Genomic DNA, 18,603 nt, shown 5'->3' with positions numbered 1-18,603 from the left:
AGGACGCCTCCCATGGGAGGCGTCCTCTTCGCGTTGCAGCGCCTACTCTGGCTGCGCGTCGCGCTCCTGAGCGGCGAGGGCGCGCTCCACTCCGGCGCGGCCTTCGATGATCATGCGGCGGAACGCGGGCGCCGCCCCCTCGTTGTTCGCGAGCCATTGGTCGGCAGCGTCTCGGACGCCGACCGTCGCGAGGCCCGCGGGGAAGAAGCCCTCGATGAGGGTCTCCGCGATCTGGAAGCTCCGGTCGGCCCAGATCGTCGAGATGTGACCGAAGTAGCGGTCGACGAACGGCTCGAGGAGCGCCTCGTCGGCGACTCGGTCGAAGCCGGCGACGGTTGCGCGCACGATGGCGTTGGTCGCGTCCGAGCGATCCATGACGGACGCCCAGGCCGCTTCCTTGCCCTCTGCCGTCGGGATCGCTGCCCGGGCATGTGCCGCGCTGCGCTCGCCGTCCGCCGTGCGGTCGGATTCGAGCCTCGCCGCGATCTCGGACTCGCCGGCGCGGCCGCCCGCGACGAGCGCGTAGAGGAGCTCCCAGCCGAGGTCGGTGTCGATGTCGAGGCCCTCGAGCTTGAACGTGCCGTCGAAGAGCGCGGCGACGGCGTCGAGTTGCGCGGGGCTCTCCGCGAGCGAGGCGAACGACTTGACGAAGCTGAACTGCGCGTCCGATCCTGCCTCAGCCTGCTTGGCCAGCTCGAAGAGCTCGTCGGTGACGACCTCGACGATCTCGGCCCGGTCTTCCGGCGCCGTGTAGAACTTCGCCGCGGAGATGAGCTGGCCGAGCACCGTGCGGCGAGTCGTCGACTCGGTCTCGGTGCCGATGACCCCGAGTACGGTGCGGATGAAGTCGCGTGCGCGCAGCTCCGCATCCCGGGTCGCGTCCCAGAGCGAGCTGACGACCAGCGAGCGAGACAGGGGAGCACGCAGCTTCGGGAGGTGCTGCTGGACCGTGGCGACCGAGTGCTCGTCGAGACGGATCTTCGCGTAGGCGAGGTCGTCGTCGTTCACGATGATGAGGTCGGGGAGCGCACCGCCGACGAAGCTCGGCACCTCGGTCCGCGCCCCGTCGACGTCGAGCTCGAAGCGGTGGATGCGCACCAGCTCGTCGCCCTGCACGTTGTAGAGGCCGATCGCGAGGCGGTGCGGACGGATGGTGGGGTGCTCGTCGGTCGCCGTCTGCTCGATGGCGAACGACGCGAAGTTTCCCTGCTCGTCCAGCTCGTAGACGGGGCGGAGCGTGTTGACTCCGGCCGTCTCGAGCCACTTGGCGCTCCACTCGGTGAGGTCGCGGCCGCTTGTGGTCTCGAGCTCCACGAGCAGGTCGCGCAGCTCCGTGTTGCCCCACGCGTGCTTCTGGAAGTACGCGTTGATACCGGCGAAGAACGCGTCGCGGCCGACCCAGGCGAAGAGCTGCTTGAGGACCGATCCACCCTTGGCGTAGGTGATGCCGTCGAAGTTGACCTGCACGTCGTCGAGGTCGCGGATCTCCGCGACGATCGGGTGCGTGGAGGGCAGCTGGTCCTGTCGGTACGCCCACGACTTCTCGCTGGCGTTGAAGGTGACCCAGTTCTCGGTCCACTCGGTGGCCTCAGCGGTCGCGAGCGTCGAGATGAACTCCGCGAACGACTCGTTGAGCCAGAGGTCGTTCCACCACTTCATGGTGACGAGGTCGCCGAACCACATGTGGGCGAGCTCGTGCAGGATCGTGACGACGCGGCGCTCGCGCACCGCATCCGCGACCTTCGACCGGAACACGTAGGTCTCGGTGAACGTGACGCACCCGGCGTTCTCCATGGCGCCAGCGTTGAACTCGGGCACGAAGAGCTGGTCGTACTTCGTGAACGGGTACGGAACCCCGAAGGCCTTCTCGTAGTACTCGAAGCCCTGCTTCGTGGTGCGGAAGATGTTGTCGGCGTCCAGGTTCGGCGCGAGGGACGTGCGGCAGTACACGGCGAGCGGGATCGTGCGTCCGTCGATCGAGGTGAGCTCGTCGCGCACGACCGTGTACGGGCCGGCCACGAGCGCCGTGATGTAGCTCGAGATGCGTGGCGTCGTCGCGAAGTGCCAGACGGCACGCCCCTCGTCGATGGGCTGAGGCGCCTGCGACGGCTCGTTGGAGATGACCTGCCACGCCGCGGGGGCCGTGACGTGGAACGTGAAGCTCGCCTTCAGGTCCGGCTGCTCGAACACCGTGAACATGCGGCGGGAGTCGGGCACCTCGAACTGCGAGTAGAGGTACACCTCGCCGTCAGCGGGGTCGACGAAGCGGTGCAGGCCCTCGCCCGTGTTCATGTAGATCGCATCCGCGTCGACCGTGAGCGTGTTGTGCTCGGCGAGGTTCGGCAGCTGGATGCGCACCCCGTCGTTCACGGCAGCGACGTCGAGCGCCTCGCCGTTGAGTACGACGCTGTGCACCTGACGCGTGATGGCGTCGATGAAGGTGGACGAGCCGGGAACCGCCGAGAACGTGACCGTCGTGATCGAGCGGAACGTCTCAGGACCCGTCGTGAGGTCGAGTGCGACGTCGTAGTGCTCGACACCGAGCACAACTCCTCGACGCTCGACCGACTCAGCGCGAGTCAGGTTCTCTCCGGGCATTCCAGCTCCTTTGGTGTGAGGGAGCCCGGAGGTTCCGGGCTTGCGGCGCGGCCAGCCTAGTCCTGCCGAGTAGGCTTATGCGTATGCCCGCACCGATCAAAGTAGATTTCTGGTTCGACCCGATCTGCCCATTCGCCTGGATGACCTCGCGATGGATCGACGAGGTCGCTCGCCATCGTGACCTCGACGTCACCTGGCACATCATGAGCCTCGAGCTCCTCAACGAGGAGAAGGACATCCCGCAGTCGTACCGCGACATGCTGCAGGGAACGTCCCGCCTCGGCCGCGTCGTCGCCGGCGTCGAGCAGGACCTCGGCAACGAGAAGGTCAAGGCGCTCTACGACGCGCTCGGCACGCGCATCCACCCGGGTGGCCGCAAGGACCGCGACGAGGTGCTGCAGGAGGCGATCACCGAGCTGGAGATCCCCGAGTCGATCGTCGAGCGCGCCGACGCCGGCGAGTTCGACGAGCGCTACCGCGCGAGCCACCTCTCCGGCATGGAGCGTGTCGGCGACGAGGTCGGAACGCCGATCATCGCCATCGACGGCGTCGCCTTCTTCGGACCCGTCGTCTCTCCTGCGCCGAAGGGCGAGGAGGCGCTTCGCCTGTTCGACGGCGTCGTGATGGCCGCGTCGGTCGACGGCTTCTTCGAGCTCAAGCGCAGCCGCACCCGCGGACCGGTGTTCGACTGATGCGCATCCACGTGGCGACGGATCACGCTGGACTGGAGTTCTCGCAGCAGCTGCAGGAGCACCTGCGCGATCAGGGTCACGAGGTCGTCGACCACGGCCCGTCCGAGTACGACGCCCTCGACGACTACCCGTCGTTCTGCATCAACGCGGCTCAGGCTGTCGCCAACGACTGGGCCAACGGCTCGAAGTCGCTCGGCGTCGTCTTCGGCGGTTCCGGCAACGGCGAGCAGATCGCGGCCAACAAGGTCACGGGTGTGCGCGCGGCGCTGGCGTGGAGCGACGCCACGGCGCAGCTGGCGCGTGAGCACAACAACGCGAACGTGATCTCCATCGGCGCGAGGCAGCACGAGATCGTGGATGCGCTGCGGTTCATCGACATCTTCATCGCCGAGCCGTTCCCGGGAGAAGAGCGCCACCTGCGCCGCATCTCGCAGCTCGCCGAGTACGAGCAGACCGGCAAGATCGCCGGGAAGTCGGTGCTTGGCGCCGTCGGCACCGTCGTGCCGCCGATGGTGGAGTCTGAGACGCCGGCGGGGAATGCCTGAGGGTCACTCCGTCCACCGAATAGCCCGCCAGTTCACTGCGAACTATGCGGGGCGTGTCGTCTCGGCGTCCTCGCCGCAGGGGCGCTTCGTCGAGGGTGCTGCCGAGATCGACGGCCGCGAGATGGTCGAGACCTTCGCGGTCGGCAAGCACATGTTCTCGCGGTTCGAGGGCGGCATCTGGTTGCGCGTGCACCTCGGCATCTATGGCGCCTGGGACTTCTCGGGTCAGGTTTCGACGACGCTCGGGCAGACCGGCGAGTACTCGCGCACCCGTCCCGGTGTGACGATCGAGGACTCGCGGGGTGAGACCTCGCTGTCGAGCATCGGGGCCCCGAGGCGCACGCGACTGAAGATGGCCGAGGCTGAGCGCGAGCAGGAGCTCTCGCAGTGGCCGCCGGAGCCCGTCGGAGCCGTGCGGCTGCGGCTCCTCACTGCAGAGACGTGCGCCGACCTCCGCGGTCCGACCGCGTGCGAGCTCATGACGGGCGACGAGGTCGCTGCGCGCATCGAGAAGCTGGGACCGGACCCGCTCGTCGACCGCGGGGCGAAGGCGGAGGCGCGGTTCCTCGAGCGTGCGCGGGGCAAGCGCACGCCCATCGGCATCGTGCTCATGGATCAGCAGATCGTGAGCGGCATCGGCAACGTCTACCGGGCTGAGATGCTCTACCGGGCGGGCATCAACCCGCATACGCCAACCTCGCAGCTCACCGACGAGCAGCTCAGGGAGCTGTGGCGCGACTGGACGAAGCTGCTCAAGATCGGCGTCGAGGTTGGCCAGATGATGACGATCGACGGGCTTCGCGGGAAGGCCAAGGCGGCCGCCCTCGAGAACCGCGAGGACCGGCACTGGGTCTACGGCCGTGCAGGGGAGCCGTGCCGTGTCTGCGGGACTCCCATCGCCCTCGAGGAGATGCAGGCCCGCAAGCTCTACTGGTGCCCCGGCTGCCAGCTCTGACGTTTCTCACGAGCTGACAGCCGGCGCTCACCTGAGCGAGCGGATGGACGCCGCGGCGCGCTTCGCGTCGCGCAGTCTCGCCTCGTAGGTGGTCGCGATGACGACGAGTACCGTGCCCGCGAGTGCGAGCCACGCCCACCAGGGGACGACGCCGGCGACGACGGCGAGCTGCTGGCGGAACGCGGTGACCGCGTGGAGCACGGTGATGATCGCGCCGAAGACGAGCGGAGCCTGGAGGCGTCGCGTGGCTCCCCAGACGGTGACGCCGACGGCGCCGAGGCCGAGGGTGATGAGACGCCAGGGTGCCGGGTCGGCGAACTGCGCGAGGTAGCTGGGGACCAGCAGCAAGGCCAGGCCTGGGGTGAGCGCGGCCCAGCTGCGCAGCGCGGGGCGCTTGTCGAGGAAGAACAGGCCTACCGCCAGCAGCGTGGCGCCGAGGGGCGCCGTCGCGAGTTCGAGCCATGGGGCCGGCGCATCGGTAGCCACCAAGCCGATGACGGCGACGAGGGCGGCGGCGGAGAACGCGAGGACGGGGACGCGCAGCGAGGGCCGAGCGCCGGGGGCCGACTGAGCTGGCGCCAGAGTCGGGAGCAGCTCCGGGCGGACCAGGCTCGCCATCGTGACCGCGCAGAGCACCAGCACCCAGGTGAGTGCGAGCTGCTGGCCGTTCTCGACCTCGCGTCGCAGGATGCTCGGGAGGGCGGAGAGCACCAGCGCCGTGATGGCGAGGGGCACGAGCACCGTCGAGGCGAGCGCCGCGAGGCGCGGGTTCTCGAGCTGGTGCTGGCGCCGCCACAGCGCGCTCGCGAAGAGCAGCACGAAGCAGGCAGGCAGGACGCCCCAGAGCGGTAGGGTGACCGGGGTCAGGGGTCCCTGCGCTGCGATGACCAGGGCGGGGCCGAGCACGGCGGCCGAGATCGACGAGCCGACGCCGAGCGCGTTGGCCGAGGCGCGCATCCGCGCTGCAACGGGCGCGACGGTGCACACGACGACCAGCGCGAGGGTCAGGATGGCGAGTGCGAGCTCCGGCACCGAGAGGGACAGGATGCGCGCGCCGGGTTCGTCGAGGGGCTGCGCGACCGCGGCGATCGCGCCCGCACTGAGCCAGATGCCGGGTGCCGCTGCGAGCCACAGGAGGCTCTCGACGCTTGGCGGACGGGGCTCGTCGCCGAGACGGCCGGTCGCGGCAGTCGCGGTGCCAGCTGCGAAGAACACGAGGAACGCTCCGCCGAAGGCCACGAACAGAGAGGAGTCGTCCCAGTTCCCGAGCACTTCCCAGACCCAGGCGAGCGCGAGCACCGGCACGCCGAGGTAGCGGAGGATCGCGTACGGCGAGCGCGCCCCGACATGGAGGCTCGCGACGATGGCGGCGGCCGCGAGCAGGGCGACTGCCGTCGGGAGCGCGCTCCAATCGGCGAACCCTTCGACTCGGGCGCGCGAGGCTCCCGCTGCGAGGGGGACGCCGGCCAGCGCCGTCAGGAGGCCGAGCGCGCGCAGCGCGATCCCGTCTCCTCGGCGCGTTCCCTCGGGAGCCAGGAGCACACCGGCCAAGGCGGTGAGCGTTCCGATGACTCCGGCTGTGGCGGCGATCTGCACGGGGGAGACGCTCTCGACACCGATGGCCTGCAGGTGGTCGACGAGCAGCCAGGTCGCGAGGATCGTGGTGGCGTAGCTGGCGAGCCTCACGAGCAGGTTCGGGGCGGAGAGCACTCGGGCGATCACGACGATGGCTGCCGCGACGAGGCCGACGAGGAGCACGGTGATGCCCGTCTGCTGCTGGATCCAGGGGCTGCTCGGCCCGCTGGGTGTGCTGACCGTCACGGCGACACCGTGGGATGCGAGCGCCAGGAAGCCGACGAGGGCGAGTCCGGCGCGGCCGACGGCGGAGACGAGGCGATCGGGCAGGACGGCTGCGAGGAGGCCCGCGAGCAGTGCCAGCCCGAGCAGGAGAATGGCGCTCTCGAACTGGGCGGTGAGCGGGAGCGCGATGACGACGGCGCCGCCGGTCGCTGCGAGGAGGGCGACGAGCAGCTTGCGGCGGGCGCTGGCTTCATCCGCAGCCCAGACGGGCCGCAGCAGCAGCCACGACACGGTGCCGACGAGCAGGACGCAGGCCGTGAGCCACACGAGTGCCTCGACGCTCGTGATCAGGCCGGTGAGCACGCCGTGCGGGTTGAGGTCGCCGGTCAGGTTCGCTTCGACGTGGGCGAGCGCCGTGAGCACGGCGACGCCGGCGGCCGAGGCGCCCAGCGAGATGAGCAGCGGACGCGCGTGGGCCGGGACGCTGAGGATGCTCGCTGCAAGGGCGACCCCCAGGGCGACCACGATGCCGACGAGGAAGTACAGCAGCGTGCTCGTGGTCGTCTCGGCTGACGCGATCGCGGGGACGACCGTCGAGAGCACGAGCCCGCCGGCGAGGACGAAGGCGGCCGCTCGTGCCGGCTCGCCAGCGCTCCGCGCCCGGCCGAACCACCAGAGCAGGAGCGCGGAGACGACAAGCGGGACTCCGGCGGGGAGATGGAAGCCCTCGGAGCTCGTGATGCCGGGGGTGCCGGTCGCGAAGACGTACCAGGCGGCGGTGAGGAGGCCCACGCCGATCCAGGCGATCGAGGCTCGTCCGCGCGCGCGGAACAGCCCTGCGGGGGAGATCGCGAGTAGCACCGGTACGGCGGCCGAAGTCGCGATCGTCGCCGCGAGGTACTGGGCTCCGGCGGTCGACTCGAAGGCGCCGGTGAAGAACGGCGTGCTCACGAGGGAGACGAGCGCGACGGCGGTGGCTGCGAGCTCGGCGGAGAGGACCCTGCTTCCCTGAGCGCCGCGAAGTCGGGCCGCGAGGGTGCCACCGGCAGTCAGCGCCGCGGCGGCGATGCCCAGGGAGGCCACGACCGGCGGAAGGAACTGCGCCGTCACGAACGCCGTGACGAGCGCCCCGAGCGTTGCCCAGAGAGCTGGGGGCAGGACGGCGAGGAGCGGCACCACGGCGGGTGCATCCTCGTCCTGCCGGCGGCGCAGGGCGACGAGCACGCACGCTGCGCACAGCAGCGCGCCGAGCGCGGCGCAGCTCAGCCAGAGGGCTCCGAGCGGCCAACCGGCGTTCGTCAGGAGGGCGCCGTCGTCGCTTCGCGCCGCGCTCGACCTGAGGAGCGCGAGCAGCACGAAAGAGGCGACGAAGGCGGGAAGGGCCGACGCGGAGGCGAGCAGGATGCGCTCGGCGACGGAGAGCCACGGTCGTGGGAGCAGCAGCGAGGCGGCGAGCAGCAGCGCGATGCCGAGGTAGGAGCACGTGATGGCGAGGTTCGTCCCCGATGGCTCCGTGGCCCTCCAGGCGTCCCGGACGAACGCGACGAGCAGGGGGACCGCGAGCAGCTGCGCGGCCGTGAGCGCGGTGAGGACGGGCCGGAGCGGCGAGGTGCGCGCGGCCGAGAACCGGAGCCCGAAGGTGAGCGCGGCGCCGACGACAAGCGCGCCGATCTCGACGGGTCGCAACGCGAGCCCCGCCGCCAGCAGCGCGAGGATCGCGACGCCGGCCACGCACTGGAGCACGATTCTGAGGGCAGTCGTGGGGACTGCGGCGGTAGGAGGAGTCAGCCGCTCGCGGGCGAGGACGATCGCTCCCGCGACGGAGGCCGCGGCGATCAGCAGGTTCGCGATGGTGACGGCAAGCGCCCCAGGAGCGCTCGCGGCAGCGCACAGTGCGAGGAACGATCCCGCCGCCGCGAAGGCGGGGGTCAGCTGCCGGACCCGGCCGGGCACGAGCTGCAGCAGCCCTGCCGCCACGGCGAGCCCGAGCGCACCGCCCGCGATGGCCCACCAGGTGCGGAGCTCGGCGCCCGAGAGCGCCTGTGCCATGCCGGCCTGGTCAGCGGCGGCGAAGGACAGCACGGAGTCGGCTGAGACGACCGAGAGGCCGAGCGAGATCACCGGAACCGCAGCCGCTGCGAGCGTCGTGAAGCTCAGCGAGGTGACCGCGAGCTGCAACGCGGCGGCTTGCGGGCGTGCTGTCGCGGCGAGTCGGGATCTGAGCACCTGGGCAGCGGCCAGCAGGATCGGGATGAGCGCAAGCGAGAGCGCGAGGCGCGCAGCCCCGGTGAAGCTCAGGGGGACGGCCCCGAGCGAGAGCGCCGTCAGGATGCCGAAGGCGATGAGGAGGCTGCGCGCGGCGAGTGCTCCGCGTTCCTGGCTGACGAGCCAGGCGAGCAGGGCCGCCGAGGCAGCCGCGATGAGGAAGAGGAGCGCATACCCGAGCCAGGGGTCGTTGCCGGTTGCCGCCGCCGCGCCGCAGAGCACGCCGCCGGCGAGTGCTACGACGCCCGTGACGGCGAGGATCCAGCGCTCGAGCGAGCGCGGAGTTGCACTGGTGAACGAGTCGGCGGCGGGTGGGCCCTGTGTCGGGGCCGAGACGGGCGGCCTGACGCGCAGCAGGACGTGCAGCGCGGAGGCGGCACCGGCCAGCACGAGCGCGAGCACCAGGCGCTGCACGGGGGACAGGAGCGTGGAGGTGGCTCCGGCCGCGGTGAGCGCGAGGGCGGGCAGCACGGTGAGGCTCGCGGCTATGCCCGGGGCGCGGAGGTGCGAGAGGCGGTGCCAGGCCTCGAAGGCCGCCGTCGCGACGAGGAGGCCGATGCCCCAGTAGAGCGTTCCCGGCACGTCGCCGGCACCGAGGAGACCCGTGGCCTGGACGGCCCACACGTCGAGGACGACCAGCACGACACCGAGCGCGCCGATCCCCTCCGCCGTGGCCGAGAGCCTCCGGCGCTTCAGGATGCTGGCGGTCGCGATGACCGCGAGTGTCACGCCGGCGGTGATGGCCGCCTTGACCTCGACGCCGAAGACGACCCAGGCGAAGGTGAGGAAGACGACCGCTGCGATGCTGAGGAGCCCGATGCCGAGCACGAGGAGCAGCAGCTGGACGCTCGAGCGACGGGGCCGGGGCGGCTGAGCTGGCGGGGTGGGCGGAAGGTGCTGGGCCGGTGGCGCCTGATACCCGGAGGGGGCGCGCTGCGTGGCCCAGGTCTCCGTCGGCTGCGGCGTCTGATGCTGCGCCGGCGCGGGCACGTGCTGGCCGAGCTGCTGTGTGTTCTGCCCCTGCGCCTGGGGCGGAGCCGGAGCGGCATCCGCCCCGAGGTGCCCGGCGGCTCCTCCGAGGAGCCTCGCGTGGTCGGCCGCGAGCAGCGCGTCGCTTGCCTGGCTCCTGCCCTGCTCCTCCTCCCGGAGTCGTGCCTGCGCGGCTCGAGCCAGCTGGTCCTGCCGCGCCGCGTGGGCCTTCGCCCTGGCCTGCTCGTTCGCCGCGACGATGAACTCACCGCGGGCCAGGAGCGGGCCGCGCGCCTGCGCGCCGAGGTCGAGAAGATGGCTGATGACCGCCGAGTCGCGGGTGAAGCCGCAGGCGGGGCAGGACGGCCCTGGAGCGCCGTAGGTCTCGAAGCACGAAGGGCATTTGCTCGGGTCGGTGAGATCGCCGAGCGTCTTCGGGAACCGTGGCCTCTGGGCTTGTCTGCCCACTCCTGCGTCAGTCACTCTGCGTCTACCCCCGGGGTTGTCTGGGCGTCAGCCTAGCGAGCGAGCCGCGAGGATGCCGTTCTCCGGACAAGAATGGGGAGGCGAAAGCGGGAGCGGGGGAGGACTGACCGGCCAGATCAGCCGGGCAGTCGGGCCCGAGACGCGCTCAGGCGCTGACGAACGGGAGGCGCTTGCGCCAGTGGCTGATCGAGACGGCGATGCGAGACGACGTCTGCCCGTCCCACTCGACCGCGAGGCCGTTGCTGCGCATGGTCGTGGCCACGAGGCGTCCGAGCTGGTGCTCCGCCTCCGCGCGCTCTTCCGTTGTCTGCGAGGCGCTGGCCGCGAACGTGCCGAACGCGAGGAGCAGCTCCGCGTCGTCGCCTGCGAGGCGCTCCGCGTCCTGCTGGTGGAAGAAGACGTAGCCGACGTGCTTGCCGATGGTCCTCTCGGCCTCGATCTCGGCGTGCCCGCAGTTCTGGCAGCAGGCGAAGTTCATGCGCGCGACGACGCCGGCCTGCTCGAGGTCGGCGAACGCGGCTCGGAGCTTCTCGTAGTCGCCTTCGCTGGCCCAGTCGCGCTGGCAGTCGGCGAGGTCGTCCCAGGTGGCGGTGACGATCCGCTCGATCTCATCGGGACGGACGGGCAGCGCCTCGTCCTCGGCGAACGAGCCAGCGGTCTCGAGGGCCTCGTCGAGGGAGACGAAGCCGGGTCGGATGAGTTCGACGGTCCGAGCGCGGAGGGTTTCCCGCGCGTTGTGAACGCCGTGCGGCTGGTGCTCGGCCTGGGGGGTGCTCGAGGCTGGGCGGAGGTACTTGAACAGATCCACGGCGGAGACTCTACGTCTCCACGGGTGGAACGTCCAACCGTGAGCTGTTCAGGGTCGCCTTCCCGCCGAGTCTGCGGGCGCTTTCCGGCGGGCTGGGGCGAGACTTGGCGTATGACTGAATGGAATGTGCGCCCTGTCACTGCGTCGGACGAGCCGGAATGGCGGGAGCTCTATCGCGGCTACCGAGCGTTCTACGGGGTTCCCGCCGACGAGGCCAAGATCGACACCGTCTGGTCGTGGCTGAGCGACGAGGCCCACGAGTCGCACGGGTTCGTCGCGGTCGATGCGGAGGGGCACCTGGGCGGCATCGCGCATGTGCGTCGCTTCGCTCGACCGCTCTCCGCCACCACGGGGCTGTACCTCGACGACCTCTTCACCTCCCCGGCGGTCCGCGGCGGCGGCGCGGGCCGGGCCCTCCTGCTGCACCTCGGCGAGTACGCCAAGGATGCTGGCCTCAGCGTCGTGCGCTGGATCACGGCGGAGGACAACGCGACGGCTCGGCGCCTCTACGACTCGGTCGCGAAGCAGACGGCATGGGTGACCTACGACATCGTGTCGTGACCTCTCAACGCTGGGTCGCGACGGCGTCTCTCGGCGTTCACCGAATCGCGAGAGACTGAGCCTCATCGAGCCGGAGCTCGACACTTCGACGAGGAAGGCCCCTCATGCCGACACACCTCAGCCGTCTGCAGCGCGATCGCGCGCCCCGGCCGACTCGTGACGAGCTCTACGCTGCAGGCAAGGCGCTTCGCAAGACGCAGCCGCACGTCGAGCACGCCATCTTCGTCCCGGGCGAGCGCGACCCCCGGGCGATCCTCGCCGAGCAGAATGACGCGAGACTGCCAGAGCTCGTGGCGCTGCGCATGGGGCGGATGCTCGACAGCCCGTTCACGTTCTATCGCGGCACCGCCGCGATCATGGCGCACGACCTGTCACAGGGGGCGAGCACCGGCATCCAGGTGGTGGCGTGCGGCGACGCGCACCTCAGCAACTTCGGGCTTTTCGCCTCGCCGCAGCGCACGCTCGTGTTCGACCTCAACGACTTCGATGAAGCCGCGTCTGCGCCGTGGGAGTGGGATCTGAAGCGGCTCGTGGCGAGCGTGGTCGTCGGTGCCCGAGACCTCGGACTCACCGAGGAGCAGACGAGGAAGGCGGCGAGGAGGGCCGCGGCCGCCTACCGGGAGGGGATGCGCGAGATGGTCGGCCACTCGGTCCTCGACCGCTACTACCTGCGGCTCGACACCGACGTGGCGCATCCCTCGTTCAGGACGGAGGCACAGGACGTGCTCGCGAAGGCGACGAAGAGCGCCAGGAAGCGCACGTCGCAGAAGTTCGTCGACAAGCTCACGGAGCGTGCGGCCGACGGCACCAGGCTCATCGTCGAGAACCCGCCCGTGATGACGCACATCTCACCCGAAGCCGAGGCGCGCGTCGAGGAGCTCTTCGAGCGGTACCGTGCGACGGTCGGCACCGACGTGGCGTTCCTGCTCGGCAACTTCACGCTCACGGACGTCGCGCGGCGGGCTGTCGGGGTCGGGAGCGTCGGCACCCGGTGCTTCATCCTGATCCTGACGGGGCCAGGCGGGGAGGCGCTCGTGCTGCAGGTCAAGGAGGCGCCGCCGTCGGTGCTCGAGGCCTACGGTCACGTCGACCCGAGGAGGCTCCTCCAGGCGCGATCGCGCCGCGAGTACGACGAACTCGGAGAGGGGTACCGGGTGGTGAGCTGCCAGCGCATCCTTCAGGCGGTCTCCGATCCGTTCCTCGGCTACCTGCGCTTCGAAGATGAGGACGGCGTCCCAAGGGACTTCTACGTGCGGCAGTTCAGGGACATGAAGGGCTCGGTCGACCTCGACCAGCTCACGCCCTCGGAGTTCTCGAAGTACGGAGAGGCGTGCGGCACGCTCCTCGCACGCGCCCACGCGCAGAGCCCCATCGCGCCGATGATCGCCGGGTACCTCGGCAAGAGCGGCTCGTTCGACGGCGCGATGGCCGAGTGGGCGATCGGCTACGCCGAGCAGTCCGCGCTCGACTACGCGGAGCTCCTCGCGGCCAGAGACCGCGGGGAGCTCGAGGCGGTCTCCGACCGCTGAGGGTCGCGTGCGCGGCATCGCCTCGCTTCTCCGACCGCCGGTCCGGGGTGCTAGGAGGCGCGGCGCTGCTGTGCGTCGGTGGCCGCATCCGCTGAGTCGAAGGCGCTCGGCGGCTCCGGCGCGAGCCAGCCGTGCTCGCGGAGCGCGGCCACGGCGGCCTCTCGCGCCGAGTACGGCACGATGCGGCCGTCGACCTCGACATCGGCCCGGTGCCCGTGCCCGCCGACGAAGATCAGGTCTCCGACCTCGGCCAGCGCGACCGCGTGGTCGATACCGGTGGCTGAGTCGGCGATCTCGTAGAGCTCACGCTCGGGGAACTCGGCGCGGATCGTCGCGACGAGGGTGCGGCGGATGCTGTCGGGGTCTTCCGTTCGCGGGTTGTAGTCGGTGACGATGACGACGTCCGACTCCTCGCTCGCGGCGCGCGCCATCTCCGGGCGCTTTCCCTTGTCTCGGTCGCCGTCGGCGCCGAAGATCATGAAGAGCCGGCCGGGGGTGAAGGGGCGGAGGGCGCGCAGTACCGCGCGGAAGGACGCTGCCGTGTGTCCGTAGTCGACGTAGACGCGCAGCTCCGACTCGCCGGAGACGAGGTCGAGGCGACCCGGCACAACGGGGTGGAGCCCGTCAGTGGCGCTCAGTGCCTCGCGAATCTGCTCGAGCGACGCGAGTCCGGTGCCGATGACGGAGACGATCGCGAGCGCGAGGTCGAGCGCCGTGAAGGCGCCGGGGAGGCCGATGCTGGAGGTGAGCTCCTCGCCGTTCGGGCCCCGCAGGGTGAAGTCGGTGCGTTCGAGGCCCTCGGCGTCGATGTGCAGCACCCAGTCGGCGTCGTCTGCGCCCTCCGCCGTGTCTCGTGCGACCGTCACGACGGGGATCAGCGACTCGGCCGCCGCGCGGCGGCCCCACTCGTCCTCGATCGCGATGACGCCGCGCTTCGCGTGCCTCGGAGTGAAGAGCACCAGCTTCGACGCGAAATAGTTCTCCAGCGTGCCGTAGACATCGAGGTGGTCCTGCGAGAGGTTCGTGAAGATCGCGCTCTCGAAGGGCAGGCCGTCGACCCGTCCACCGTCGAGGCCGTGCGAGGAGACCTCGATCGCGGCCGCCTGCACGTCGTCCTCGGTCATCCGAGCGACGAGGCCGTGCAGGTAGTCGGACTCGGGCGTCGTGAGCCGACCGGAGAGGCGGGTATCGAGCCGCGCGTCGCCCACGATGCGCTCGACGGTTCCCGAGAGTCCGGCCTTGATGCCGAGCGAGAGGAAGAGCGCGTGCAGGAGGTAGCTCGTGGTCGTCTTGCCGTTGGTGCCGGTCACCGCGAAGAGCTGTGGTGTGGCGATCCCGGTGCCGAAGACGGTCGACGCGGCGACGCTCATGACCACGCGCGGGTTCTCGACGACGATGGCGGGCAGGTCGAACTCGGCTGCCTTGGCTGCGCCGGCCTTGTCGGAGAGCACGGCGACCGCACCGGCCCGAACGACCGCTGGCAGGAAGTCTGCGCCGTGCATCCGTGCCCCGGGAATCGCGACGTAGAGGTCACCTGGGCGGATGCGGCGGGAGTCGCTCGAGACCCCGGTCACCGTGATGGCGTCGCTCGCGGGGGAGGTGATCCCGCCGGTCGCAGCCGCGATCGTGGCAAGGGGAACAGCGTGCGGGCTGTTGGGGCGTGCGAGATCTGACTGCAATGGTGTTCCTCTCGGAGGGCGCTGGGGCGCCGCGGGTGGCCTTCACTGCAACGCCTCGGCCGACGCCGGTGCGAAGGACCTCAGTCACGCCAACGTGCAGATAACAAGAAGATAACGACGCCGCATATGCGGGTCACATGACGAACATGTGAGTCGTCTATGCGTGGCGCATGAGCCAACGAAAAAAGACCCCCTCGAGAGGGGGCCTTGTCTGGGTCGATGCTGCAGGAGGATGCTGGTCGGGGTGACAGGATTCGAACCTGCGACTTCCCGCTCCCAAAGCGGGCGCTCTACCAAGCTGAGCTACACCCCGGTGCCGATCGCGCGGCGAACCGGAGGCAATGCTACCGGACTCACGGGGCCACGCGGACCACATCCACGGCCGCGACTCGCTGGTGGAGGGTGGAGTTCACGGACCTCGCCGAGATGGGGTAGCATTCTCTTCGTCCCGATTCGGGGCTGTAGCTTAGTGGTAAAGCCTCTGTCTTCCAAACAGATGATGCGAGTTCGATTCTCGTCAGCCCCTCCAGAGAAAAGCCCGGTCAAGCCAGAGATGGCTCGGCCGGGCTTCGTGCTTCCACGCCCCCTCGGCTACTGCAGCAGCTCCCTGATGTCCTCGGCCGAGAGCTCGGTGCTGAACAGTTCGTCTTCATCGATGACAGCGTTGAAGAGCTTCGACTTGCGATCCTTGAGCGCCATGACCTTCTCCTCGATCGTGCCCTCCGCGATCATCCGGTAGACCATGACGCGACGCTCCTGCCCGATGCGGTGCGTGCGGTCGATGGCCTGCTCTTCGCTCGCCGGGTTCCACCACGGGTCGAGCAGGAACACGTAGTCGGCCTCCGTCAGGTTGAGGCCGAACCCGCCCGCCTTGAGGCTGATGAGGAACACGGGGGCCGTTCCCTCCTTGAACGAGGCGATGACCTCTGCCCGCTTCGTCGTGGCGCCGTCCAGGTACACGTAGGGGATTCCCTCGGCGTCGAGGCGCTTGGCGACGAGCTTGAGGTACGAGGTGAACTGGCTGAAGACCAGCGCCCGGTGCCCCTCGGCGGCGACATCCGTCAGGTGTTCCAGCAGTGCGTCCAGCTTGCTGGAGGGCACTGTGCCCGGCGGCATGCCGTCAAGGCCCGCCTGGATGAGCGCGGGGTCGAGCGCCAGGAGCCGCAGCAGTGTGAGTGAGCGGAACACGATGAACCGGTTCTTGTCGAGGTCCTCGAGCAGTCCGAAGAGCTTCTGGCGCTCGCGTTGCAGGTAGAGGTCGTAGAGCTCGCGGTGCTCCTCGCTGAGTTCGATGAAGAGCGTCTGCTCCTGCTTCTCCGGCAGCTCGGGTGCGACACGCTCCTTCGTGCGTCTGAGCAGGAAGGGGCGGATGCGCGCTCGCAGTCTCGCGAGCCGCTTGGCTCGCACCTCGGCGCTCGCGGGCTCGCTCAGTCCGGCACCGACACCATCGCTCACGCCGTGCCGCTTGCCTTCGATCGTGCGCACGTACTCTTCCCCGAATCGCCTCGCCGAGGGGAACAGGCCAGGGGCGGTGATCGCGAGGAGCGCGTGCAGCTCGGTCAGCGAGTTCTCGAGGGGCGTGCCCGTTATGGCGAGCTTGAACGGCACCTCGAGCTCCCTCGCGCATTCGCTCACGAGCGAGCTCGCGTTCTTCACGAACTGGGCCTCGTCGAGGACGAGTCCCGACCATCCGGTGTCTTCGGCGACGCCGCGGTAGGCCTCGAAATCGAGCCGGAAGAGGGCGTAGCTCGTGACGACGATGCTCGCTCCGTCGGCGACGTCCGCGACGCGGCGCCCTGAGCTGGCCTGGGTCGCGTCGATGATGCGCGTCGTGAGCTCGGGGGTGAACCTGGCGGCCTCCGACATCCAGTTCGAGACGACCGAGGTCGGTGCGACGACCAGCAGCGGCGCCGGCTCGCGCCCATCGGCAGCCTGCTCGCGTGCGTGCTGCACCAGGGCGAGGGTCTGCAAGGTCTTCCCGAGGCCCATGTCGTCGGCGAGGATGCCGCCGAGCTTGTTCCGCCAGAGGAACGCGAGCCAGTTGAGGCCCTCCTGCTGGTACGGGCGCAGCGCTGCGTGGAGGCCCCGGGGAGGTTCGATGGGCGAGGGGGCGTCCTCCCGCAGCTCACGAAGCAGCTCGCGCCATTCGACGGCTGGCTCGGCCTCGTCGGCGAGGTCTTCGAAGTCGGACCAGAGGCTGGCGTGCCTTCGACTGATCTGCAGACGGTTCGGCTCCCATTCGTTCAGGCCCTGCGCTTCGCTGATGAGTTCGCGCAGCGGCTCGAACGCCGGGTGCTTGAGGGAGAGGTAGCTGCCGTCGATGAGCAGCAGTCTCGGCTTCCCGAGCGCGAGGGCCTTGAAGAGCTTCGTGAAGGGGATCACCTTGCCGTCGACGGTGACGGTGACCCCGAGGTCGAACCAGTCGTGCCGCTCGGTGGGCACGGTCGTGACGGTCAGGTTCGGGGCTCCGCGGAGCTCCCGGTAGGCGGGCGGCGTGCCGACGGTCTCGATGCGGATGCCCGGGAGTCGTTCCAGCAGCGGCAGAGTCTCTGCGGCGAAGCGTGCTGCCTCGATCTGCGAGAGGGTGACCCGAGCGGGCAGGGCTGCGGGGGAGTCGACGTCGTCCGGCATCCAGTCGCGTGGGAGCATGCCTTCCTCCAGCACGCTCGAGAGTGCGGGCGGCGCGGCGAGGGACCGCGGGTTGGCCCACCTCCAGCGCAGCTCGATGCTGTGCCGGGGGCCGAACGTCGTGGTGAGGATGAGCTCGGGAGGTGTCGGCTCAGGGATGCGGACCGACGAGTCTGCGCTGCCCAGCCGCAGGTGCGCCGCGAGCTCTGGTAGGTGTGAGCGTTCGAATTCGTCGGCGTCGTCGCTCGGTACCGTGAACTCGGTCCTGCGGGCGCGTCCGGGATCGAGGAGGGTCAGCTGCTGGCGGGAGAGCCTCGTGTCGCTCTTCGCGAGGCGGATGCGGTCGGGCTCGTCGGCGTCGAAGGTGTAGAAGCCGTGGTCGCCGACCGGTCGGGTCGTCTCGAAGTCGGCGGGCGCATCCCCGATGGTGAGGAGCGGCGCCACCGTCAATCCGCTCGGGGTCCGCTTGGCGTCGAGCGTGAGGCTCGAGCCGGCTTCGAGCGTGATGCTGGCGCGCTTGCCCGTGCCGACGAAGGTGATGTCCAGGCTGATGGCCTCCTGGAGCATCGTCCAGATCACAGGGCTCTGCGCCTCGTCGAGGAAGAGCCATTCGCTGTCCTGGCCTGGTTCTGGCGGGCGCGCGGCTCGGTGCACCGCGAAGAACTGCGCGAACCACGCCTGGTGCCGCGGGTCGAGGTCTCGACGCCCGCGCAGGTGCTGCAGCTTCGCCCAGGTGAGATCGCCTTTCACCCACTTGCCACGAACCCCTTGCATGACGGGTCGTGCCCCGAGCCGGAGCTCGTCGAGCGCCGTTGCCGCACCGTCGTCGCCCGTGAACGCGCGGCGTGATGTGGGTCCGTTCCAGCGGTACATGGTGCGCGGGATGAGCTCACGCACTTCGAACTGCAGGGCAAGCGGCACGACGCGTTCGGAGGCGTTGCTCTCCACCGGGGCGGCAGGCTGCTCGAGGAGTCGCCCGAGTGCGCTGCGCCAGGACGCCTGCGTGGGACTCTCGCTCGGATTGGTCACCGGTGCAGTCTACGAACCACCACCCCCACCGGTCTTGCCTCGGCGCTCCGTGCGGCGTA

Annotated in this window: 10 protein-coding genes and 2 tRNA genes; 6 read left to right on the top strand and 6 right to left on the bottom strand. The window is 70.0% G+C overall.

All coding sequences use genetic code 11. The features are described 5' to 3' along the window. Positions 1 to 42 precede the first annotated feature (42 nt). A complete protein-coding gene (pepN, locus tag ITJ67_RS18495) occupies positions 43 to 2,598 on the bottom strand; it encodes an aminopeptidase N (RefSeq protein ID WP_194678620.1) in 2,556 nt (851 codons plus the stop codon). A gap of 83 nt (positions 2,599 to 2,681) precedes the next feature. Between pepN and ITJ67_RS18490 the strand changes: the two genes are divergently transcribed. The 3 genes from ITJ67_RS18490 to ITJ67_RS18480 are packed head-to-tail and all read left to right on the top strand — an operon-like array spanning position 2,682 to position 4,790. Beyond that, entirely contained in the window at positions 2,682 to 3,290 is a 609-nt protein-coding gene (locus ITJ67_RS18490; protein ID WP_194678618.1) for a DsbA family protein, read from the top strand. Beyond that, a complete protein-coding gene (locus ITJ67_RS18485; protein ID WP_160070584.1) occupies positions 3,290 to 3,835 on the top strand; it encodes a ribose-5-phosphate isomerase in 546 nt (181 codons plus the stop codon). The genes ITJ67_RS18490 and ITJ67_RS18485 overlap by 1 nt, the downstream gene beginning before the upstream one ends. Then, complete coding sequence (locus tag ITJ67_RS18480) at positions 3,828 to 4,790, top strand: Fpg/Nei family DNA glycosylase (RefSeq protein ID WP_194678610.1); 963 nt, start codon at positions 3,828 to 3,830, stop codon at positions 4,788 to 4,790. Before ITJ67_RS18485 ends, ITJ67_RS18480 begins: the two co-directional genes overlap by 8 nt. Positions 4,791 to 4,817: 27 nt before the next feature. Here ITJ67_RS18480 and ITJ67_RS18475 read toward each other — a convergent pair whose 3' ends face one another. Continuing rightward, the gene (locus ITJ67_RS18475) at positions 4,818 to 10,307 is read right to left on the bottom strand and encodes an SCO7613 C-terminal domain-containing membrane protein (protein ID WP_194678609.1); all 5,490 of its coding nucleotides are present in this window, start codon (positions 10,305 to 10,307) and stop codon (positions 4,818 to 4,820) included. A gap of 148 nt (positions 10,308 to 10,455) precedes the next feature. Beyond that, on the bottom strand, positions 10,456 to 11,118 hold the full coding sequence (locus ITJ67_RS18470; protein WP_160074993.1) for a DUF6891 domain-containing protein: 663 nt from the start codon (positions 11,116 to 11,118) through the stop codon (positions 10,456 to 10,458). Between the two features lie 111 nt (positions 11,119 to 11,229). Here ITJ67_RS18470 and ITJ67_RS18465 point away from each other — a divergent pair, with 111 nt between their 5' ends. After that, entirely contained in the window at positions 11,230 to 11,679 is a 450-nt protein-coding gene (locus tag ITJ67_RS18465) for a GNAT family N-acetyltransferase (protein ID WP_160074991.1), read from the top strand. A 104-nt stretch (positions 11,680 to 11,783) separates the two neighbouring features. After that, positions 11,784 to 13,208 (top strand): DUF2252 domain-containing protein, encoded by a 1,425-nt coding sequence (locus tag ITJ67_RS18460; RefSeq protein WP_194678608.1) that lies wholly within the window; start codon positions 11,784 to 11,786, stop codon positions 13,206 to 13,208. Positions 13,209 to 13,258: 50 nt separating this feature from the next. Here the strand turns inward: ITJ67_RS18460 and ITJ67_RS18455 are convergent, their stop codons facing one another. Beyond that, positions 13,259 to 14,887 (bottom strand): Mur ligase family protein, encoded by a 1,629-nt coding sequence (locus ITJ67_RS18455; RefSeq protein ID WP_194678606.1) that lies wholly within the window; start codon positions 14,885 to 14,887, stop codon positions 13,259 to 13,261. 236 nt (positions 14,888 to 15,123) lie between these two features. Continuing rightward, positions 15,124 to 15,200: transfer RNA gene (locus tag ITJ67_RS18450), tRNA-Pro, on the bottom strand. Positions 15,201 to 15,342: 142 nt separating this feature from the next. Between ITJ67_RS18450 and ITJ67_RS18445 the strand changes: the two genes are divergently transcribed. Continuing rightward, positions 15,343 to 15,416 (top strand) — tRNA-Gly (locus ITJ67_RS18445). Positions 15,417 to 15,478: 62 nt separating this feature from the next. On the opposite strand, the gene ITJ67_RS18440 is transcribed toward ITJ67_RS18445, so the two are convergent. Then, on the bottom strand, positions 15,479 to 18,544 hold the full coding sequence (locus tag ITJ67_RS18440; RefSeq protein WP_194678604.1) for a DEAD/DEAH box helicase: 3,066 nt from the start codon (positions 18,542 to 18,544) through the stop codon (positions 15,479 to 15,481). Positions 18,545 to 18,603: the final 59 nt, after the last annotated feature.

Origin of the sequence: Pseudoclavibacter sp. VKM Ac-2867 (assembly GCF_015351275.1) — a bacterium.
Classification (GTDB): Bacteria; Actinomycetota; Actinomycetes; order Actinomycetales; family Microbacteriaceae; genus Pseudoclavibacter.
Note: the sequence above shows the minus strand (reverse complement) of the source record. Positions and strands in the feature narration are given on the sequence as shown.